This window comes from Aeromonas sp. AE23HZ002T15 (assembly GCF_054165525.2).
Window position 1 is genome coordinate 123456 of record NZ_CM201342.1, and the last position, 17634, is coordinate 141089.

The following is a 17634-nucleotide window of genomic DNA, read 5'->3' on the forward strand; positions in this document are numbered from 1 at the left end:
TCGAGGCCCGCTGGCGTTGTCATCTTCATGACTGCCCCTTTTGCAGTGCCTTCAGCCTCAGGGTAACGGCATTCTTGTGGGCATCGAGCCCCTCTGCCTCGGCAATGCGCTCGACAATGGGGCCGAGCCCCTTGATCCCTTCCGCGCTCAGCTCCTGCACCGTGTAGCGGCGCTGGTAGTCGGCGAGCCCCAGGCTCGAGCAGGTGCGGGCATAGCCGTAGGTGGGCAAGGTGTGGTTGGTGCCGCTGGCGTAATCCCCCACCGACTCAGGTGTCCATTGGCCGAGGAAGATGGAGCCGGCATTCTCGAGCTTATCGAGGAGATCTCGCGGCGCCTCGGTCTGCACGATGAGGTGCTCCGGGGCATAGGCGTTGGAGATGGCGCAGGCCTCATCCAGGTCGTCGCACAGGATCACCAGGCTGGCGCCGAGCGCCTTGGCCGCGATATCGCGGCGGCTGAGCCGGGCCAGCTGGGCCTTGAGCTCACCGCTGATGGCATCGGCCAGGCGCGGCGAGGTGGTGACCAGCACCACCTGGCTGTCCGGGCCGTGCTCGGCCTGGGAGAGCAGATCCGAGGCCACGAAGGCGGGGTTGGCACTGTCGTCGGCGATGACCAGCACCTCGGAGGGGCCGGCCGGCATGTCGATGGCGGCGCCGCGCCAGTCCCGGGAGACCTGACCCTTGGCCTCGGTCACATAGGCGTTGCCCGGGCCGAAGATCTTGTCCACCTTGGGGATGGACTCGGTGCCATAGGCCATGGCGGCGATGGCCTGGGCGCCGCCGATGGCAAACACCTGCTTGACGCCGCAGGCGCGGGCGGCGAACAGGATCTCGTCGCTGGCGGGGGACGGGGTGCAGAGCACCACCTCTCGGCAACCGGCCAGGCGCGCGGGGATCGCCAGCATCATGACGGTGGAGGGGAGCGGCGCGCTGCCCCCCGGCACATAGAGACCGACCCGGCCGATGGGTTGGGTACGCAGCTCACAGACGACGCCGGGCTGGGTCTCCACCCGCACAATCGGCTGCATCTGTGCGCTGTGGAAGGTACTGATGTTGTTGATCGCGGCCTTGATGGCTTCTTTGATGTCATCACCGAGGCGTGCACAAGCGGTGTCCGTCTCGGCCTCGCTCACCCGCAACTGCTCGCGGGGGGCACGCTCGAAGCGCTGGCTGAGCTCGCGCAGGGCCTCGTCACCCCGGGCCCGCACCGCACCGATGATCTCCTGCACCACGGCACCGATATCCGCCTCGTCACCAAGGGCGGGCCGGGTCAGCACATCGGCCTGCTGGGCGGGGGAGAGAGTCTTCCAGATCAGGGTCTGCATATATCCGTCCTCACTCCATCATCTTCTCGATGGGCAGCACCAGGATAGAGCTGGCCCCCAGGGCCTTGAGCCGTTCCATGGTCTCCCAGAACAGGGTTTCGCTGGAGACCACGTGCAGGGCTACCTGGTTGGTGTCACCGGCGAGCTGCATGATGGTGGGACGCTCGGCCCCCGGCAGCAGGGAGGTGATGGCATCGAGCTTGTCTTTGGGCGCGTGCAGCATGATGTACTTGCTCTCGCGGGCTTGTTGCATGCCCTGGATTCGCGGCAGCAGCTTGTCGATGATCTTCTGCTTGGCTTCGTTCAAGGTGTTGGGGGCCTGCACCAGCACCGCCTTGGAGCGGTAGATCACTTCCACTTCCCGAAGGCCGTTTGCCTCCAGGGTCGCGCCGGTGGAGACGAGATCGCAGATGGCATCCGCCAGCCCGGCGCGCGGCGCCACTTCCACCGAGCCTCCCAGCATCACGCTCTTGAAGCTTAACCCCTGCTCGTCGAAGAAGCGCTTGAGCAGGCCCGGGTAGGAGGTGGCGATGCGCTTGCCGGCCAGGCTCGCCGGGCCCTGATAGTCCACGTCATCGGGCACGGCAAGGGAGAGGCGGCAGCCACCGAAATCGAGCTGCTTGAGCACCTTGACCGCCGAGGGCTGACCCTGGGCGGCGCGGATGAGCTGCACCTCTTCCAGCACGTTCTCGCCGATGATGCCAAGGTCGACCACCCCTTCCATCACCAGGCCCGGGATGTCGTCATCGCGCACCCGCAGTATGTCGATGGGCATGTTCTCCACGTGGGCGATAAGGCGCTGTTCACGCAGGTTTATCTTGAGGCCGCAGCTCTTGAACAGGGCCTGGGAGTCCTGGCTCAGACGACCGGATTTCTGCATGGCGATGCGCAGACGTTGTGTTTCCATTGCTCGATTTCCTTCTAGTCAAAAACGAAAAAACCCTCGGAAGTGTGTGCTTCCGAGGGTTTATGAATCTTGCGGTCCTTTTGGAAGTCACCAGTTAAGTGTCTTCCAGCAGTCAACCTCCTGAAAGACTATTCGGGATGATGATGGTGGTGATGAGTCTTCAGTTGGCTGAACTTCATGTAATGAATCCTTTACAGAAAAGATGTCGTAGATGACGCCCGATTTACATTACCGACCTTGACGGAAATTGCAACCCGAGAATGTGACTTGATGGATTAAAATCAAGAAAACGATTATTTGGTCGATATCTAATCAATCAGCCCAGCCGGAGTCGTCCCCATGCCAAGCCAGGACCTGTTATTTCCCATCTTGCCGCGTGCCCCCGCGGCCCCGAGCCCGGACGACATCAAGCGGGAGGTGACCCAGATCAGCCAGAAACACAAGCTGCGCAAGACCAGTGCCGATGGTGGGGCCGGGGGCGGCAGTGGCTCGGAGCAGGCCCCTCATCCCCAAGGTAGCCGTGATCAGAACGCTCCCAAGGATGATGATCACAGGCCCGATCCCGAGCACAAGATTGATATCTTCGTCTGATCCTCTCATGCCTATGGCTGGCCCCGGCTGGTGCGCACCGGCGGCGGGGCAAGATTTAGCGATCCCGCTTTGTCCCCAGGTTTGGCATAATGCCCGTTTTTGCGCGGGACTCCCCTTTGACCATACAGACCCTGTTCAAGCCTGACGGCCCCCTTGCCCGTCACATCGATGGCTTCAAGGCCCGTGCGCCCCAGCTGGAGATGGCGCAAGCCGTGGCCGGCGCCATCGAGAGTGGCGGTCGTCTGCTGGTGGAGGCGGGGACGGGGACCGGCAAGACCTACGCCTATCTGGTGCCGGCGCTGGAGTCCGGCAAGCGGGTGGTGATCAGCACCGGCTCCAAGAACCTGCAGGAGCAGCTCTTCTACCGGGATCTCCCCACCATCACGGCGGCGCTCTCCTATACCCCGCCGGTGGCCCTGCTCAAGGGGCGCAGCAACTATCTGTGCATCGAGCGGATGAACCGGCTGCTCAGCGAATCCCACCTGCAAAAACCGGACGTGTTGAACGATCTGGTCAAGGTGAAGTCCTGGTCCACCGCCACCCTGACCGGTGATGTGGGGGATATCCCGGGGCTGCAGGAGAACGCCGAGATCCTGCCCCAGATCACCAGCACCAACGACAACTGTCTGGGTCGCGACTGCCCCTATTACGACGACTGCCACCTGGTGGTGGCCCGCCGCCGGGCCATGGATGCCCAGGTGGTGGTGATCAATCATCACCTCTTCTTCGCCGACATGGCGGTGAAAGACACGGGATTCGGCGAACTGGTGCCGGAAGCCCAGGTCTATGTGTTCGACGAGGCGCACCAGTTGCCGGAGATAGCCACCAACTACTTCGGCAAGTCGGTGGGCAGCCGCGCCATTCAGGATCTCGCCCAGGACATCCAGCTCGCCTATCGGGCCGAGGCCCACGACATGGCCCAGCTGGGCAAGGCGGCGGACAGGCTCGGCATCGCTGCTGCGGATCTGCGCCTCGCCTTCGGGGTAGACGGTGGCCGCGGCAACACCCGCGACATGCTGCGCCAGCCGCTCTGGGCCCAGGCGCTGGCGCGGCTCAACGATGCGCTGGGCTTGTGCTATGAGGTGCTCAAACTCGCCCTCGGGCGGGGCGAGCAGCTGGATCACTGCTTCGAGCGGATAAGCGAATTGCGCACTCGCCTCGGGGAGGTGCTCGCCATCAACCAGACCGGTTTCTCCTACTGGTATGAGTGCTCGCGGCTGCACTTTACCCTGAGCCTCACGCCGCTGTCGGTGGCCGAGCGCTTCGGCGCCGAGGTGCTGCGTCCCGAGGTGGCCTGGGTGTTCACCTCCGCCACCCTGACGGTGGACATGCGTTTCGATCACTTCAAGACCGAGCTCGGGCTCGCCGGTAGCGCCGAGCTTATCCTCGACAGCCCGTTCGACTACGGCGAGCAGGCACGCCTGTGTGTGCCGCGTTTCCTGCCCGAGCCCAACGCCTTCGGACGGGGGGAGCAGCTCGCGACCTTGATGATCCCGCTCATCAACAAGACCCCGGGGGGCTGTTTCTTCCTCTGCACCAGTCATCAGGTGATGCGCCAGGTGGCGGAGGTGCTGCGCCGGGAGATTGGCCGCACCGTCCTGCTGCAGGGGGAGGACAGCAAGCAGCGGCTGCTCAAGTCCTTCGTCGACAACGGTCGCGCCGTACTGGTGGCCACCAGCAGCTTCTGGGAGGGGATAGACGTGCGAGGGGCCGCATTGTCCTGTGTTATCATCGACAAGCTGCCGTTCGCAAGCCCCGATGACCCCCTGCTCAAAGCGCGGGTCGACGACTGCAAGTTGAAGGGCGGGGACCCCTTCGCCGATATCCAGCTGCCCAAGGCGGTGATCGCCTTGAAGCAGGGTGTGGGGCGACTCATCCGTGATCGCACCGATCACGGCGTGCTGGTCATCTGTGATCCGCGGATGGTCAACAAGCCCTACGGCGCCACCTTCATCAAGAGCCTGCCCGCCATCCCGCGCACCCGTGATCTGAACGGGGTGGGGGAGTTCTTTCGGCGCAGCTGACTCAAAGTCTCGGCTCTGGGCTCAGACTTGGGGCAGAAGGCCGGGGCAACAAGCCGTCAGGGGTAGCTTGCCAGATTGCAGCAAGGTGCCCTGGCGCCTTGCCGGATATGATTAGGGCAGGTGAGACCTGCCGATGACTTAACTGACTGATGTGAAGAGCATATAAAGAATGGATGAGTTGAAGATCCTGGCCGTTGATACCGCCACCGAAGCCTGCTCCGCTGCCCTGCTGGTGGGGGACAAGGTGTTCTCCCGCTGGGAAGAGGCGCCGCGTGATCACACCCGTAAAATCCTGCCCATGGTTCAGGCTGTGTTAGAGGATGCCGGTTTATCGTTGGACCAGCTCGACGCCATCGCCTTCGGTCGGGGCCCCGGCTCCTTCACCGGGGTACGGATCGGGATCAGCGTGGCCCAGGGGCTGGCCTTTGGTGCCGGGGTGCCGCTCATCGGCGTCTCCACCCTGGCGGCCATGGCCCAGGGTGTACATCGGTTGGAGGGAGCGGACAAGGTGCTCAGCGCCATCGATGCGCGCATGAACGAGGTTTACTTCGGCCGCTTTGAGCTACAGGGTGACTGTATGGCGCTGGTGGGGGAAGAGGTGGTGAGCGAGCCCCTGGCGCTTGCCGGTGAACTGACCGCAGAAGGCCCCCTCGTAGGCAACTGGTCTGCGGTCGGCACCGGCTTTGAAACCTATGCAGAGGTTCTTGGGACCCTGACCCAGACGCAAACCTTGAGCCAGCAGGTGCGCTTCCCGGCGGCCCTCGACATGCTGCCACTGGCGCGCAAGGCCTGGCTGGCGGGAGAGGCAGTCGCGGTGGAGCAGGCGACCCCCGTCTACCTGCGGGACAAGGTGACCTGGAAGAAATTGCCCGGCCGTGAATAACTGAAAGGGAAGGGCGGGCTCATGGTCGAGGGAGCACGCCATCCGGGGTGATCCGGCGGCGCAGGCTCGGGGATATGATGGTCGATCACGGGCATGGCCCGGCATGAGGAGAGCGAATGATGAAACGCATGATAGTGCTGGGCCTGATGGGGCTGCTGCTCAGCGGCTGCAGCTCTGTGCCCAAGGAGCTGGCCTATGAACCTGAGAGCGCCCTGGTGGCCTATCAGCCTGCCCTGCAGGGGATGAACGGCAAGCCGGCCCGCTGGAGCGGGGTCATCGCCGCGGTGCACAACGAGCAGGATCAGAGCATCATCGAAGTGGTCTACCTGCCGCTGAAAAGCAACGGGGTACCGATCCAGACCGAGCAGAGCCCGGGGCGTTTCCTCGCCATCATGAAGGGCTTCGCGGATCCCGGCCTCTATGCCAAGGGCCGCAGCCTGACTGTGCTCGGCACCCTGGAGGCGCCGGAGGAGAGCGAGATCGGCAAGCACAAGTACCGTTTCTCCGTGCTCAAGGTGACCGCCAGCAAGCTGTGGCCGCCGGTGAAAGAGGTGGAGATCCGCTACGCGGACCCCTACTTCTACGACCCCTTCTATGATCCCTACTGGCCGAGACGGCCGTTCCATCGTTACTGGTGATGAGCCAGGCGCCGCTGCAAGCGCGCAGCCTCACCCTGGCGGATGGCCGCCGGATTGCCCTGCTGGATAACGACCGGCGGGGCAAACCCCTGCTCATCGCCCTGCACGGCTGGCTCGACAATGCCGCGAGCTTCCTGCCCCTTGCTCCTCACCTCGACGGGTTTCACCTCATCTGTGTCGACCTGCCCGGACATGGTCATTCGGATCACAAGGTCACTCCCTATGTGTTCGTCGACTGGCTCGACGATCTCCACCAGATTGTCCAGGCGGCCGGTTGGCCGCCGTTTATCCTGCTCGGCCACTCCCTTGGAGCGCTAATCGCCTGCGCCTATGCCGGCGTCTTCCCGGAGCAGGTGAGCCGGCTCATCCTGCTGGAGGGGCTGGGGCCCCTCAGCCAACCCGATGGATCGGTGCCGGATCAGCTGCGGCGGGCAATCCTCAATCGAAGCCGTACCCGGGAGCGGGCATCGGCGGGCTTTGCCTCCCTCGAGGAGGCGGTGGCGGCCCGCTGCAAGGTGGCGGATATCTCGCCGGATGCGGCGCGCCTTATCTGCGAGCGGCAGCTCGTGGTGAGGGAGGGGCGTTGGCACTGGCGCAGCGACCCGCGCCTGCGGGATCTCTCACCCCTGCGCATGAGCGAGGGACAGGCCCAGGCGCTGATCCGCGCCATCTCGTGCCCCGTGCTCTTTATCCGGGGCGAACAGGGATTTGCCTCTCTGCAGGTTCAGTGGCAACAGCGTTCAGGGGCCTTCAGGCAGATAGAAATGGCGGTTGTAGCGGGAAATCATCACTTTCATATGGATAATTCAGCGCAAACCGCCGTTTGTATCGAAAATTTCTGCCAGATCCGTTAGGATCGGCGGCTTTGAATCCTTTCAGGTTTGCTTTCTCCCTCACACTTTCTCGTTGTTAATGTGCTGTTAATCGATGTTGCCTTGTGTAACTATGGCGACGCTAGAGCTCAAGCTTAAAACAACTGATTGAAAAGATGTGGAACAGGGACGGAGGCAACACAGTGAGCGCACAGGTGCGAGTTATGCAGGAGAAGTTCGTGGAAAAAGTCTGGCTGAAACGTTATCCGAACGGGGTCCCCGCCGAGATCAATCCAGACCAATACGGCTCTCTGGTCGAGATGTTTGAAGAGTCGGTGACCCAGTTCGCCGATCAGCCCGCCTTCGTCAACATGGGGCAGACCATTACCTATCGCCGGCTGGAAGAGCAGTCCCGCGCCTTTGCCGCCTATCTGCAGAACGAGCTCAAGCTGGCCAAGGGTGACAGGGTGGCGGTGATGATGCCGAACCTGCTGCAATACCCCATCGCCGTGTTCGGCATACTGCGCGCCGGCATGACGGTGGTGAACGTCAACCCTCTCTATACCCCGCGGGAGCTGGAGCATCAGCTCAACGACTCCGGCGCCAAGGCCATCATCATCGTCTCCAACTTCGCCCACACCCTGGAGAAGGTGGTTTACAACACCCCGGTCAAGCACGTGATCTTGACCCGGATGGGGGACAACCTGGGGCTGGCCAAGGGTACCTTGGTCAACTTCGTGGTGAAGTACGTCAAGAAGCTGGTACCCAAATACAACCTGCCCCACGCGAGCACCATGCGCCAGGCGCTCGCCAAGGGGCGCTACCTGCAATACATCAAGCCGGAGATCGGCAACCAGGACATCGCCTTCCTGCAATACACGGGGGGCACCACGGGTCTCTCCAAGGGGGCCATGCTGACCCATCGCAACATGATTGCCAACGTCGAGCAGTGCCTCGGCGTCTATGGCCCCGTGCTGGAGCGTGGCAAGGAGTTCGTGGTCACCGCGCTGCCGCTCTACCACGTGTTCGCCCTGACGGTGAACTGCCTGCTGTTCATGCGCCTCGGCGGCTACAACCTGCTCATCAGCAACCCCCGTGACATCCCGGGTTTCGTGAAAGAGATCAAGAAGTACCCCTTCACCTGCATCACAGGGGTCAACACCCTGTTCAACGCCTTGGTCAACAACGGGGAGTTCCAGACCATGGACTTTTCCCGCCTCAAGCTCACCATAGGCGGCGGCATGGCGGTGCAGCGGGCGGTGGCCGAGCAGTGGAAGGCGCTGACCAAGACTCCGCTGCTGGAAGGTTATGGCCTGACCGAATGCTCCCCCCTGGTGAGCGTCTGTCCCTACGATCTGGTGGACTATAACGGTTCCATCGGCCTACCGGTCTGCTCCACCGACATCCGTCTGGTGGATGACGCCGGTCAGGTGATCACAGAGCTCGGCAAGCCGGGGGAGATGCAGGTGCGCGGCCCCCAGGTGATGACCGGCTACTGGCAGCGCCCGGAGGCCACTGCCGAGGTGATGCAGGATGGCTGGCTCTGCACCGGTGACATCGCCGTGTGTGACGAGCAGGGCTTCTTCAAGATCGTGGATCGCAAGAAGGACATGATCCTGGTTTCCGGCTTCAACGTCTATCCGAACGAGATCGAAGACGTGGTGGCGCTCAATCCCAAGGTGCTGGAAGTCGCCGCCGTGGGCGTGCCCCACAAGGTCTCCGGCGAGCTGGTGAAGATCTTCGTGGTCAAGAAAGACGCAAGCCTGCGGGAGGATGAGATTATTGCCCACTGCCGCAAACATCTGACTGCCTATAAGGTACCGAAACTGGTAGAATTTCGTGACGAACTTCCCAAGACCAATGTGGGCAAGATCCTGCGCCGCGTGTTGCGCGACGAGGAGATTGCGAAGCAGTAGCGGGCAGACAGCTGATGTCGTGCAAAACCGTGGGTCAGCCCACGGTTTTTTCTTTTTTGGGGCTCCGAACTTCGACCCTTATCTCCGACCAAGGTGCAGGTAAAGATGCAATATCAACTCATTTCACAGCAAGCCGAACTGGAGCAGTATCTCGCCGCCCTGGCGGACGTTCCCCTGGCCATCGATACCGAATTCGTTCGCACCCGTACCTATTACCCCCAGCTCGGTCTGTTCCAGATCTATGACGGTCACCAGCTGGCCCTGCTGGATCCTCTGACTCTGGATCTCTCCGGCCTCTGGCAGCGCCTCGGCCGGGCGGGGCAGGTGGCCATACTGCACGCCTCGGGCGAGGATCTGGAGCTCATCCAGCATCAGGCAGGCCATCTGCCGAACCTGATGCACGACACCCAGCTGGCCGCCGCCTTCCTCGGGCACGGCGTCTCCGTGGGCTTCGGCGCCCTGGTGAAAGAATTCCTCGGGGTGGAGCTTGAAAAGGATCAGGCGCGCACCGACTGGCTGGCCCGTCCATTGACCGCCCGCCAGCTGGAATACGCGGCCGCCGATGTGTTCTATCTGCTGCCCCTCTACGACAAGGTGATGGCCAGGTTGCAGGAGAGTGGCAAGCAGGCCTGGTTCGAGCAGGAGTGCCAGAACCACTGCGCCCGCAAGACCCAGGGCAGCGACCCTCGCCAGGCCTATCTCGAGATCATCAACGCCTGGCAACTGGGGCGCCGTGAGCTCGCCATCCTGCGGGAGCTGGCCGCCTGGCGCCAGCAGGAGGCGGTGCGCCGGGATCTGGCCCTGAACTTCGTGGTCAAGGAGCTGCACCTGTTCAAGGTGGCGGAGCGCAAGCCCACCTCCCTGCGCGACCTCAACGAGCTGGGACTGGCCCCCATCGAGATCAAGATCCACGGCAAGCGGATGCTGGATATCGTCGCCAGTGCCCAGCAGAGTGCGCCGGAAAGCTGGCCCGAGCCCATTCGCCGACTGGTGGATTACCCCCAGTACAAGGCCGAGCTCAAACGCATCAAGGGCATGGTGGAGGAGAAGGCCAAGGCCAGCAACATCCCCCCTGAGCTGGTGGCGAGCAAGAAGATCATCCACCAGTACTTCACCTGGAGCTGGCGCATGAATGACGAGGAGCGCGCTCGTGCCGACAAGCCCATGCTGCTGCAAGGCTGGCGCCATGAGCTGGTGGGTCACCTGCTGGCCCAATAGCATCGTGAGTCTGGCCTGGTGCTGAGGCTTCACTGAAAAAGCCCCGGTTGCGATGCAGCCGGGGCTTGTCATTTTATGGGGGAGGGGCTTGATGCCTTTTCGCCGCGCCTTATCCGTGGGTCAACAGGTTGCCCTGTTGCTGCAACTGGTCGAGATGCAGGTTGGTGACCCCTTGCAGCATGATCACATCCTGGAAGTCTGCTCCCCCAGCCGCCCCATCCCTGTCCAGGCTGAGGATGGTGTTGCCATTCTCCTCCCGTGAGTCGAGATAGCTCGACAGATCGCCCCCGGCCACGTCCTGGAACAGATCCCTCAGGTCCAGCACATCCCCGCCCTGCGTCAGACCGGTGCCGTTGAAATCTCTGATGGTGTCGAGTCCGCCATCCTGCTGGAAGACGAAGGTATCGCTGCCGGCTCCGCCGACCAGGGTGTCGTTGCCCCCCAGCCCGTTCAGAGTGTCGTTGCCATCGTCCCCCACCAGGCCGTCATCCCCGCAGCTGCCGAGCAGCGACTGATCCGCCAGCACCGCGTGGTAGCTGATGGTGGTGCCTGAATCCATCTCCTGACTGCCTTGGAAACCGGCCGCGCTGTAGGTGCCCTGCAGTTGGATCTCGCTGCTGTGGACGCCATCGCTGAGGGTCAGCACACCGCCGGTCGCGGTGGCGTTGCTGAGGTAGCTGACCCGGGTGGCGCTCATGTCGGCCAGCTCGAGTCGATCCCCCTCGTTGAGGCCGGAGATGGTACCGGTGAAGGCGGCAGCCTGCGCCAGCCTGAGGGTGCCGTCCCCCTCCTGGGCAAACTCGGTGTCGAGGCTGGACGCCGCCCCGAACTCCAGAGTCGCCGTCCCGCCGATCAGCGCCCTGCCACTCCCTCCCGCATCCCCTTGCAATGTCAGGTTGCCGCCGTCGGCCCACAGCAGGCCGCCGTTGTCGATCGCGCTCGCGATGATCATGCCGCCGCTGCCCGTGGCCGCCAGCAGACCCGAGTTGATGATGCGCTCGTGGCCGGTGTCGATCAGCAGGGCATGGCTGCCATCTGCGATTATGCTGCCGGCGTTGTTCAGGATCAGTTGCCCGCCACCGAGCTGACCCGCACCAGAGATGCGGTTGTCGATGTTGTGCAACAGGGTGTCGGCACTGCCGCCGATGATCAGGTTCTGCGCGCTGTCGGAGAGCAGCAACTGGCCGCCGCCGCTCAGGCTGGCGCCACGGAACAGGATCTCCAGGCTGCTGCCCTGGGTACCCCCCTCAAGCGTGATGGTGCCCTCGTTGATGAGGCTGCCGCCGAAGGGCATGATGGCGCCGTCACCGATGCTGAGGATGCCAGCGTTGTGCATCACGGGATCGACGTCGAACTCGAAATTCGCCGCGCCGAGCGTCGCCGCATCGACTCCCTTGAGCGTGATCGTCTGCCCCTCGCCGATGCTGATCAGCGCGTTGCCATCGGCATCGCTGGTGATCTGGACATTCGCCATGCCGGTCACGCCGGCGAAACCGATCAGATCGAGCCTGTCGACGACCACGTCAAAGTGATAGATGACGTTGTTGCCGATGGGCTGCGCAAACACGAACTGATCCGCGCCGGACGAACCGCTGAGGTTGTCATCCTGCGAGAGCGCGAAGATGGGGGAGCCGGGGGCATAGGCCTCGATATTGTCGGCGATATAGGCATGACCCAGGCTGCCGTCGACGTTGGTCCAGCTCATATGGATGGCCAGCACCAGGGCGCCGGCGAAGTCGGTCGGGGTGGTGACGGTCAGTGAGGCTGGGTCACGAGTCTGGATGGTCCAGCTGCCGTCGCCGTTGTTGATCCCTTCGCTGAAGGTCCAGCCGGCAGGGACGCCGCCGAGGGTGAGGGTAACGGGACCCGAGAGCGCACCCCCAGGACTGCTCAGCGCCAGATTGATGGGTTCTCCGGCGATGCCGGCCGGTGCCAGATTTCCGCTGGTGTAGGAGGCGGTGTTGGCATTGTTTGCCAGGTCGGTGAAGGTGCCACTGGCCACTGTCAGGGCATAGGAGCCGTTGGCCGTTCCCCGGGTGGCGGTCGCCTCCCAGACCAGGGGATTCGCGGTGACGTGCAGATTGGACAGCGAGACCCGGGTCGGCTGGTTGATCTGGATGTCACTCAGCGTGAAATTGCTGACCGCCTCCGAGAAGGTGAAGGTCACCGTGGCCGTGGATCCTGTCGGGTTGGCGAGATTGGTGGCCGTGATGCTGTTCAGGGTAGGTGGGGTGACATCATCGGCGACCGCCACCACATTCAGGCCTATGGTCGCGGCCGTGCTGGTTGCGCCCAGCGGATCCGTGACGGTGAAGGCGATGCTGCGCTGGGTGGTATCCGGCGTATCCGAGGTGTTGTTGAACTTCACCGTCGCCAACGCCGCCTCGAACTGTGCCTCGGTCGGGGTGTGTCCCGCGATCGCCGTGAGCGTCAGCACGACATTGCCACCGATGCTGCTGACACTGCCCTGTATGTCGGCGGTGTTGGTGAATAGCAGTTGATCGCCGGCCTTGGTGTTGGTGATGGTCACCGCAACCGACTGAGGCCGGATGTTATCGACGTCGACGATATTAGCCGCACTCAGCAGCGCCACGTCGTTGGCCGGCGTATCCGGGCCGCTCGACTCGGTAAAGGTGGTGGTACCACCTTGGGTGACGCCGAGTGTCGGAGCGTCATTGGTGCCGGTGATGGTGACCGTCAGCACCTGGGTGGTGCCGTCGCTGGTGGCCACTGTGATGGAATCTGTGTACTGCTGACCATCCACAAACTCGTTGTGGGCACCGTTCATCTGATAGATCCAGGCGCCGCCGGCATTGATGCTGAAGCTGCCGTAGCCGTTGTTGCCAGCCACATTGGTCTGCACCAGGAAGGCGGTCGAGCCGTCGACATCGCTGGCACTGAGCGAGCCGCCGATGGATTGGGCCGCATCGGTTTCGGTCAGGCTGGCGGTACTGGTACCGGTGATCACAGCCGCATCGTTGGTGCCGAGGATCTTCACGGTGACCGAGCTGTGGGTGCCGTCGGCGGAGACCACGTCGAAGCTGTCGGTGTAGGTGATACCGGCGGCGAACTCGTCGTGGGCGCTGCTGGCGCTGTAGCTCCAGGCGCCGGCGGCGTTGATGCTGAAGCTGCCGTAGAGCCCGGCGGTGGCCAGCTGGGGAACGAAGCTGGCCGGGCTGTCGACATCGGCGATGGTGAGTGTGCCGCAGGTCGAGAGATCGGCGGCCAGGTTGGTCTCGGTCAGGTTGACCACGTCGGCGGAGAGCACGGCTGCGTCGTTGGTGCCGAGGATCTTCACGGTGACCGAGGTGTGGGTGCCGTCGACGGAGACCACGTCGAAGCTGTCGGTGTAGGTGATGCCGGCGGCGAACTCGTCGTGGGCGCTGCTGGCGCTGTAACTCCAGACCCCGGCGCTGTCGATGCTGAAGTTGCCGTAGAGCCCGGTGGTGGCCAGCTGGGGAACGAAGGTGGCCGGGCTGTCGACATCGCTGATGGTCAGAGTCCCGCTGGTCGAGAGGTCGGCGGCTGCGTTGGTCTCGGTCAGGTTGACCACGTCGGCGGAGAGCTCGGCGGCGTCGTTGGTGCCGAGGATCTTCACGGTGACCGAGGTGTGGGTGCCGTCGGCGGAGACGACGTCGAAGCTGTCGGTGTAGGTGATGCCGGCGGCGAACTCGTCGTGGGCACTGCTGGCGCTGTAGCTCCAGGCTCCGGCGGTGTCGATGCTGAAGCTGCCGTAGAGCCCGGCGGTGGCCAGCTGGGGAACGAAGCTGGCCGGGCTGTCGACATCGGAGATAGTCAGGGTGCCGCCGGTCGCGAGATCGGCGGCGGCATTGGTCTCGGTCAGGTTGACCACATCGGCGGAGAGCACGGCTGCGTCGTTGGTGCCGAGGATCTTCACGGTGACCGAGGTGTGGGTGCCATCGGCGGAGACCACGTCGAAGCTGTCGGTGTAGGTGATACCGGCGGCGAACTCATTGTGAGCGCTGCTGGCGCTGTAACTCCAGGCCCCGGCGGCATCGAGGCTGAAGCTGCCGTAGAGCCCGGCGGTGGCCAGCTGGGGAACGAAGCTGGCCGGGCTGTCGACATCGGAGATAGTCAGGGTGCCGCTGGCCGAGAGATTGGCGGCTGCGTTGGTCTCGGTCAGGTTGACCACATCGGCGGAGAGCACGGCGGCGTCATTGGTACCGAGGATCTTCACGGTGACCGAGGTGTGGGTGCCGTCGGCGGAGACGACGTCGAAGCTGTCGGTGTAGGTGATGCCGGCGGCGAACTCGTCGTGGGCACTGTTGGCGCTGTAGCTCCAGGCGCCGGCGCTGTCGATGCTGAAGCTGCCGTAGAGCCCGGCGGTGGCCAGTTGGGGAACGAAGCTGGCCGGGCTGTCGACATCGCTGATGGTCAGAGTCCCGCTGGTCGAGAGATCGGCGGCTGCGTTGGTCTCGGTCAGGTTGACCACGTCGGCGGAGAGCACGGCGGCGTCGTTGGTGCCGAGGATCTTCACGGTGACCGAGGTGTGGGTGCCATCGGCGGAGACCACGTCGAAGCTGTCGGTGTAGGTGATGCCGGCGGCGAACTCGTCGTGGGCGCTGCTGGCGCTGTAGCTCCAGGCCCCGGCGGTGTCGATGCTGAAGCTGCCGTAGAGACCCGCGGTGGCCAGTTGGGGAACGAAGGTGGCCGGGCTGTCGACATCGGTGATGGTCAAGGTGCCGCTGGTCGAGAGATCGGCAGCTGCGTTGGTCTCGGTCAGGTTGACCACATCGGCGGAGAGCACGGCCGCATCGTTGGTACCGGTGATGGTGACCGTCAGCACCTGGGTGGTACCGTCGGCGGTGGCCACTGTGATGGAATCGGTATACTGCTGACCCCCCACGAACTCGTTGTGGGGGCTGTTCATCTGATAACTCCAGGCTCCGGCGGCATTGATGCTGAAGCTGCCGTAGCCGTGATTGCCGGCCACATTGGTCTGTGCCACGAAGGCGGCCGAGCTGTCGACGTCGCTGGCGCTGAGGGTACCGCCGATGGACTGGGCCGCATCGGTTTCGGTCAGGCTGGCGGTACTGGTACCGGTGATCACAGCCGCGTCGTTGGCACCGGTAAATTCGATTCTGGCCGTGGCCCAGCTCAGGGTGCCATTCCCGAGGCGGATCGAGTAGGTGAAGCTGTCGCTCAGCGTCTGTCCAGCGGAGAGCGCTTGCAGATCGTGCTTGAAGGCGGCCGACAGCGTGCCGGCATCGTATCCCACCTTGCCATCCGCGGTGATCCAGATCTTGGCGCCGTAGAAGCTGGTATCCGTACTGACGGATTCGTACCTGGCCGTGTCCTGGGTAAGGAGGTCGGCGGGGGCATAGAGCTTGGTGGAGGTGGATGTGCTGATCCCATCGTCCAGGGACCAGAGCGTCTTGGCATTGCCACCGAGATCGTTGGCCATGACGTCGAGATAGACGATGCCCGCGAAATCCTCGGTGATAAGGGCGCCGCTCACGCCACCGATGAGGGCGGTGCTGAAGGTGTCATCCTTGGCTTGGGGCGTGTTGGAAAATGAGGTAACGGTTCCGCCGCTGGTCGTGGTGCTGGCCATGTCAGTTCTCCTTGGCTCTACGATGACGAATCGCCTCGCCGGCAATGTCGTCGCGCAATCGGCAACCGTTGTGGATCTACTTGAGCAACAGTTGCAGTCCCTTGATCTTTATTGCAATCCCAGTCAGATAGCCCATGTGGTCCACCCGCACTACCTGCCCACAACACCGTATCTTCATGGCCCTGTATGCAGCCCCCAGATCGAGCTCGAAGCTGACCTCATCGTCCTGAAGATCGATGTCGTCCAGTTGCAGGTAGCAGCCGCCTACGCTGATGTCTCGGGTGAACCCTGTCTGGCCTTCCAGCCGGACCGGTATCATCACCTTGACGCGTTCATGCAGGCGAGCATGGGGGTGAGATGGTGTTGTCATGCAGATAGCCTAGGTCAGAAGGTCGGGATGAAAAATGGAAAAATCAGACCGTTTTATGCATGACAAGGCATCCAACGAAGCAGGACAAAACCAGGAGATTTCGACTAGTTTGAGTAGGGAGAGGCGCATTGCCAGGGGCTGTGCGCCGGCAACATGGACGGCGGAATATTGGGGAGTAAGGCATGGATGCCAGAGTCAACCTGATCTTGGTCTGCGACTTGCCCATAGTGGCATGGGGGCTGCGAGAGGCGATCAATGCACAGCTGTGCCAGTTGGCGCTTGTGGCCTGTGTGGCCAATCCCTCCGAGGTCGCCCAATGGATAGAGGCCGACAAGCGCTATGTGGTGCTGCTCGATCTGGATGGCGGCAATGGGATCGAGCAGATCCCCACACTGCTGTCAGGTCCCAACGTCCGGGTGCTCACCCTCTCCACCACGGAAGAGCTCGAGCAGCAGGACAGGGCCGTCCTGGCCGGCGCCTGCGGTGCCATCAGCAAGCGGGAGTCGGTCGAGGTGCTGTGCAAAGCCATCCTGAAGGTACATGACGGTGAATACTGGGTCGATCGGGCCGCGACGGAGCGGATCCTGATGGCGGTCGCTAGAGAGAAGGGGAGGGATCACGCCGAGCAGGAGAAGATAGCGCGGCTGACCCGCAAGGAGAAGCAGACCATAGCCGCCATCACCCTGGGGTCGGATGCGAGCACGATGGAAATTGCGGATCGCCTCAACATCAGCGAGCACACCCTGCGCAACCACCTGACCTCCATCTACGCCAAGCTGGGGGTGCGCAACCGGATGGGGCTCTACGCCTACGCGCAGAAGCACGCCCTGATTGACTAGCCTGGGGCCGTCCCATGGGTGAAAGCGCGACACGATCGCCATGTCGCGCCATCCTGGATGCCCGTCTCTGACCGAATGGGTCAGTCATTCGCGGTGTGATCACAGGCCTTGGCAACCTAGGGGAAGGAGAGAGGGAATAGAAGAGGGGAAGGGGACCCCTCAGAGTTCGTGAGCGTGGAACCCTTTGCAGTAGCGGGCTTCGCAGCGCGGACAGCGTTGCAGGCTGGGATCCTTCTCCAGCTGGGCGGAGGAGAGAGGCTCTTCACAATCGGAGCAGAGGCCATAGAGGCCGAGATCCATCTGGCAGATGGCGGCATCGATCCGCTTGAGGCGGGCAACCCGCTGATCCACCTTGGGCAGCCGAAGGCGAGCGATGAGATCCACCAGTTGATCGCGCTCACAACCCTCGATCTGTTCTGCCCAGTCGCCGCGCCGGTTGGCTTTCAGCTCGGCAATTAACTCTTTTCTCACTTGCACCCAGTCTGCCTGCAAGCGATCACGCCACTCGGCCAGCTGGGTTTGTGTTATTTCGCACAC

Annotated in this window: 13 protein-coding genes and 1 other annotated feature; of the genes, 8 read left to right on the top strand and 5 right to left on the bottom strand. The window is 63.1% G+C overall.

Annotated features, from left to right (window positions below):
- Positions 1-25 precede the first annotated feature (25 nt).
- Together hisD and hisG are read right to left on the bottom strand one after the other, a co-directional pair.
- Positions 26-1324 carry a histidinol dehydrogenase gene (gene hisD, locus ACT5M9_RS00590; RefSeq protein WP_457978709.1) on the bottom strand — a complete coding sequence of 433 codons (1299 nt, stop codon included), beginning with the start codon at positions 1322-1324 and terminating at the stop codon, positions 26-28.
- A gap of 10 nt (positions 1325-1334) precedes the next feature.
- Positions 1335-2231 carry an ATP phosphoribosyltransferase gene (gene hisG / locus ACT5M9_RS00595; protein ID WP_457978707.1) on the bottom strand — a complete coding sequence of 299 codons (897 nt, stop codon included), beginning with the start codon at positions 2229-2231 and terminating at the stop codon, positions 1335-1337.
- Between the two features lie 24 nt (positions 2232-2255).
- Positions 2256-2384, bottom strand: a sequence feature (His leader region).
- Between the two features lie 186 nt (positions 2385-2570).
- On the opposite strand from hisG, the gene ACT5M9_RS00600 reads away from it, so the two are divergent.
- The 7 genes from ACT5M9_RS00600 to rnd all read left to right on the top strand — a co-directional run bounded on the left by ACT5M9_RS00600 (position 2571) and on the right by rnd (position 10313).
- Positions 2571-2822: a hypothetical protein gene (locus tag ACT5M9_RS00600; protein ID WP_457978705.1), complete on the top strand. Its 252-nt coding sequence runs from the start codon at positions 2571-2573 to the stop codon at positions 2820-2822.
- Positions 2823-2938: 116 nt separating this feature from the next.
- Positions 2939-4846, top strand: coding sequence for a DNA repair helicase YoaA (gene yoaA, locus ACT5M9_RS00605; protein ID WP_457978703.1), 1908 nt, complete (start codon positions 2939-2941; stop codon positions 4844-4846).
- A 169-nt stretch (positions 4847-5015) separates the two neighbouring features.
- Positions 5016-5729: a tRNA (adenosine(37)-N6)-threonylcarbamoyltransferase complex dimerization subunit type 1 TsaB gene (gene tsaB / locus ACT5M9_RS00610; protein ID WP_457978701.1), complete on the top strand. Its 714-nt coding sequence runs from the start codon at positions 5016-5018 to the stop codon at positions 5727-5729.
- A 116-nt stretch (positions 5730-5845) separates the two neighbouring features.
- Positions 5846-6367 carry a Slp family lipoprotein gene (locus ACT5M9_RS00615; RefSeq protein WP_438551097.1) on the top strand — a complete coding sequence of 174 codons (522 nt, stop codon included), beginning with the start codon at positions 5846-5848 and terminating at the stop codon, positions 6365-6367.
- Positions 6367-7221 carry an alpha/beta fold hydrolase gene (locus ACT5M9_RS00620; RefSeq protein ID WP_457978699.1) on the top strand — a complete coding sequence of 285 codons (855 nt, stop codon included), beginning with the start codon at positions 6367-6369 and terminating at the stop codon, positions 7219-7221. The genes ACT5M9_RS00615 and ACT5M9_RS00620 overlap by 1 nt, the downstream gene beginning before the upstream one ends.
- 197 nt (positions 7222-7418) lie before the next feature.
- The gene (fadD, locus tag ACT5M9_RS00625) at positions 7419-9095 is read left to right on the top strand and encodes a long-chain-fatty-acid--CoA ligase FadD (RefSeq protein WP_457980560.1); all 1677 of its coding nucleotides are present in this window, start codon (positions 7419-7421) and stop codon (positions 9093-9095) included.
- A gap of 105 nt (positions 9096-9200) precedes the next feature.
- Positions 9201-10313, top strand: coding sequence for a ribonuclease D (gene rnd, locus ACT5M9_RS00630; RefSeq protein ID WP_438551094.1), 1113 nt, complete (start codon positions 9201-9203; stop codon positions 10311-10313).
- A 109-nt stretch (positions 10314-10422) separates the two neighbouring features.
- Here rnd and ACT5M9_RS00635 read toward each other — a convergent pair whose 3' ends face one another.
- Positions 10423-15888 (bottom strand): VCBS domain-containing protein, encoded by a 5466-nt coding sequence (locus tag ACT5M9_RS00635; RefSeq protein ID WP_457978697.1) that lies wholly within the window; start codon positions 15886-15888, stop codon positions 10423-10425.
- Positions 15889-15964: 76 nt separating this feature from the next.
- A complete protein-coding gene (locus tag ACT5M9_RS00640; RefSeq protein WP_457978695.1) occupies positions 15965-16258 on the bottom strand; it encodes a PilZ domain-containing protein in 294 nt (97 codons plus the stop codon).
- 182 nt (positions 16259-16440) lie between these two features.
- On the opposite strand from ACT5M9_RS00640, the gene ACT5M9_RS00645 reads away from it, so the two are divergent.
- The gene (locus ACT5M9_RS00645; RefSeq protein ID WP_457978693.1) at positions 16441-17097 is read left to right on the top strand and encodes a response regulator transcription factor; all 657 of its coding nucleotides are present in this window, start codon (positions 16441-16443) and stop codon (positions 17095-17097) included.
- A gap of 159 nt (positions 17098-17256) precedes the next feature.
- On the opposite strand, the gene ACT5M9_RS00650 is transcribed toward ACT5M9_RS00645, so the two are convergent.
- Complete coding sequence (locus tag ACT5M9_RS00650) at positions 17257-17625, bottom strand: conjugal transfer protein TraR (protein WP_457980558.1); 369 nt, start codon at positions 17623-17625, stop codon at positions 17257-17259.
- Positions 17626-17634: the final 9 nt, after the last annotated feature.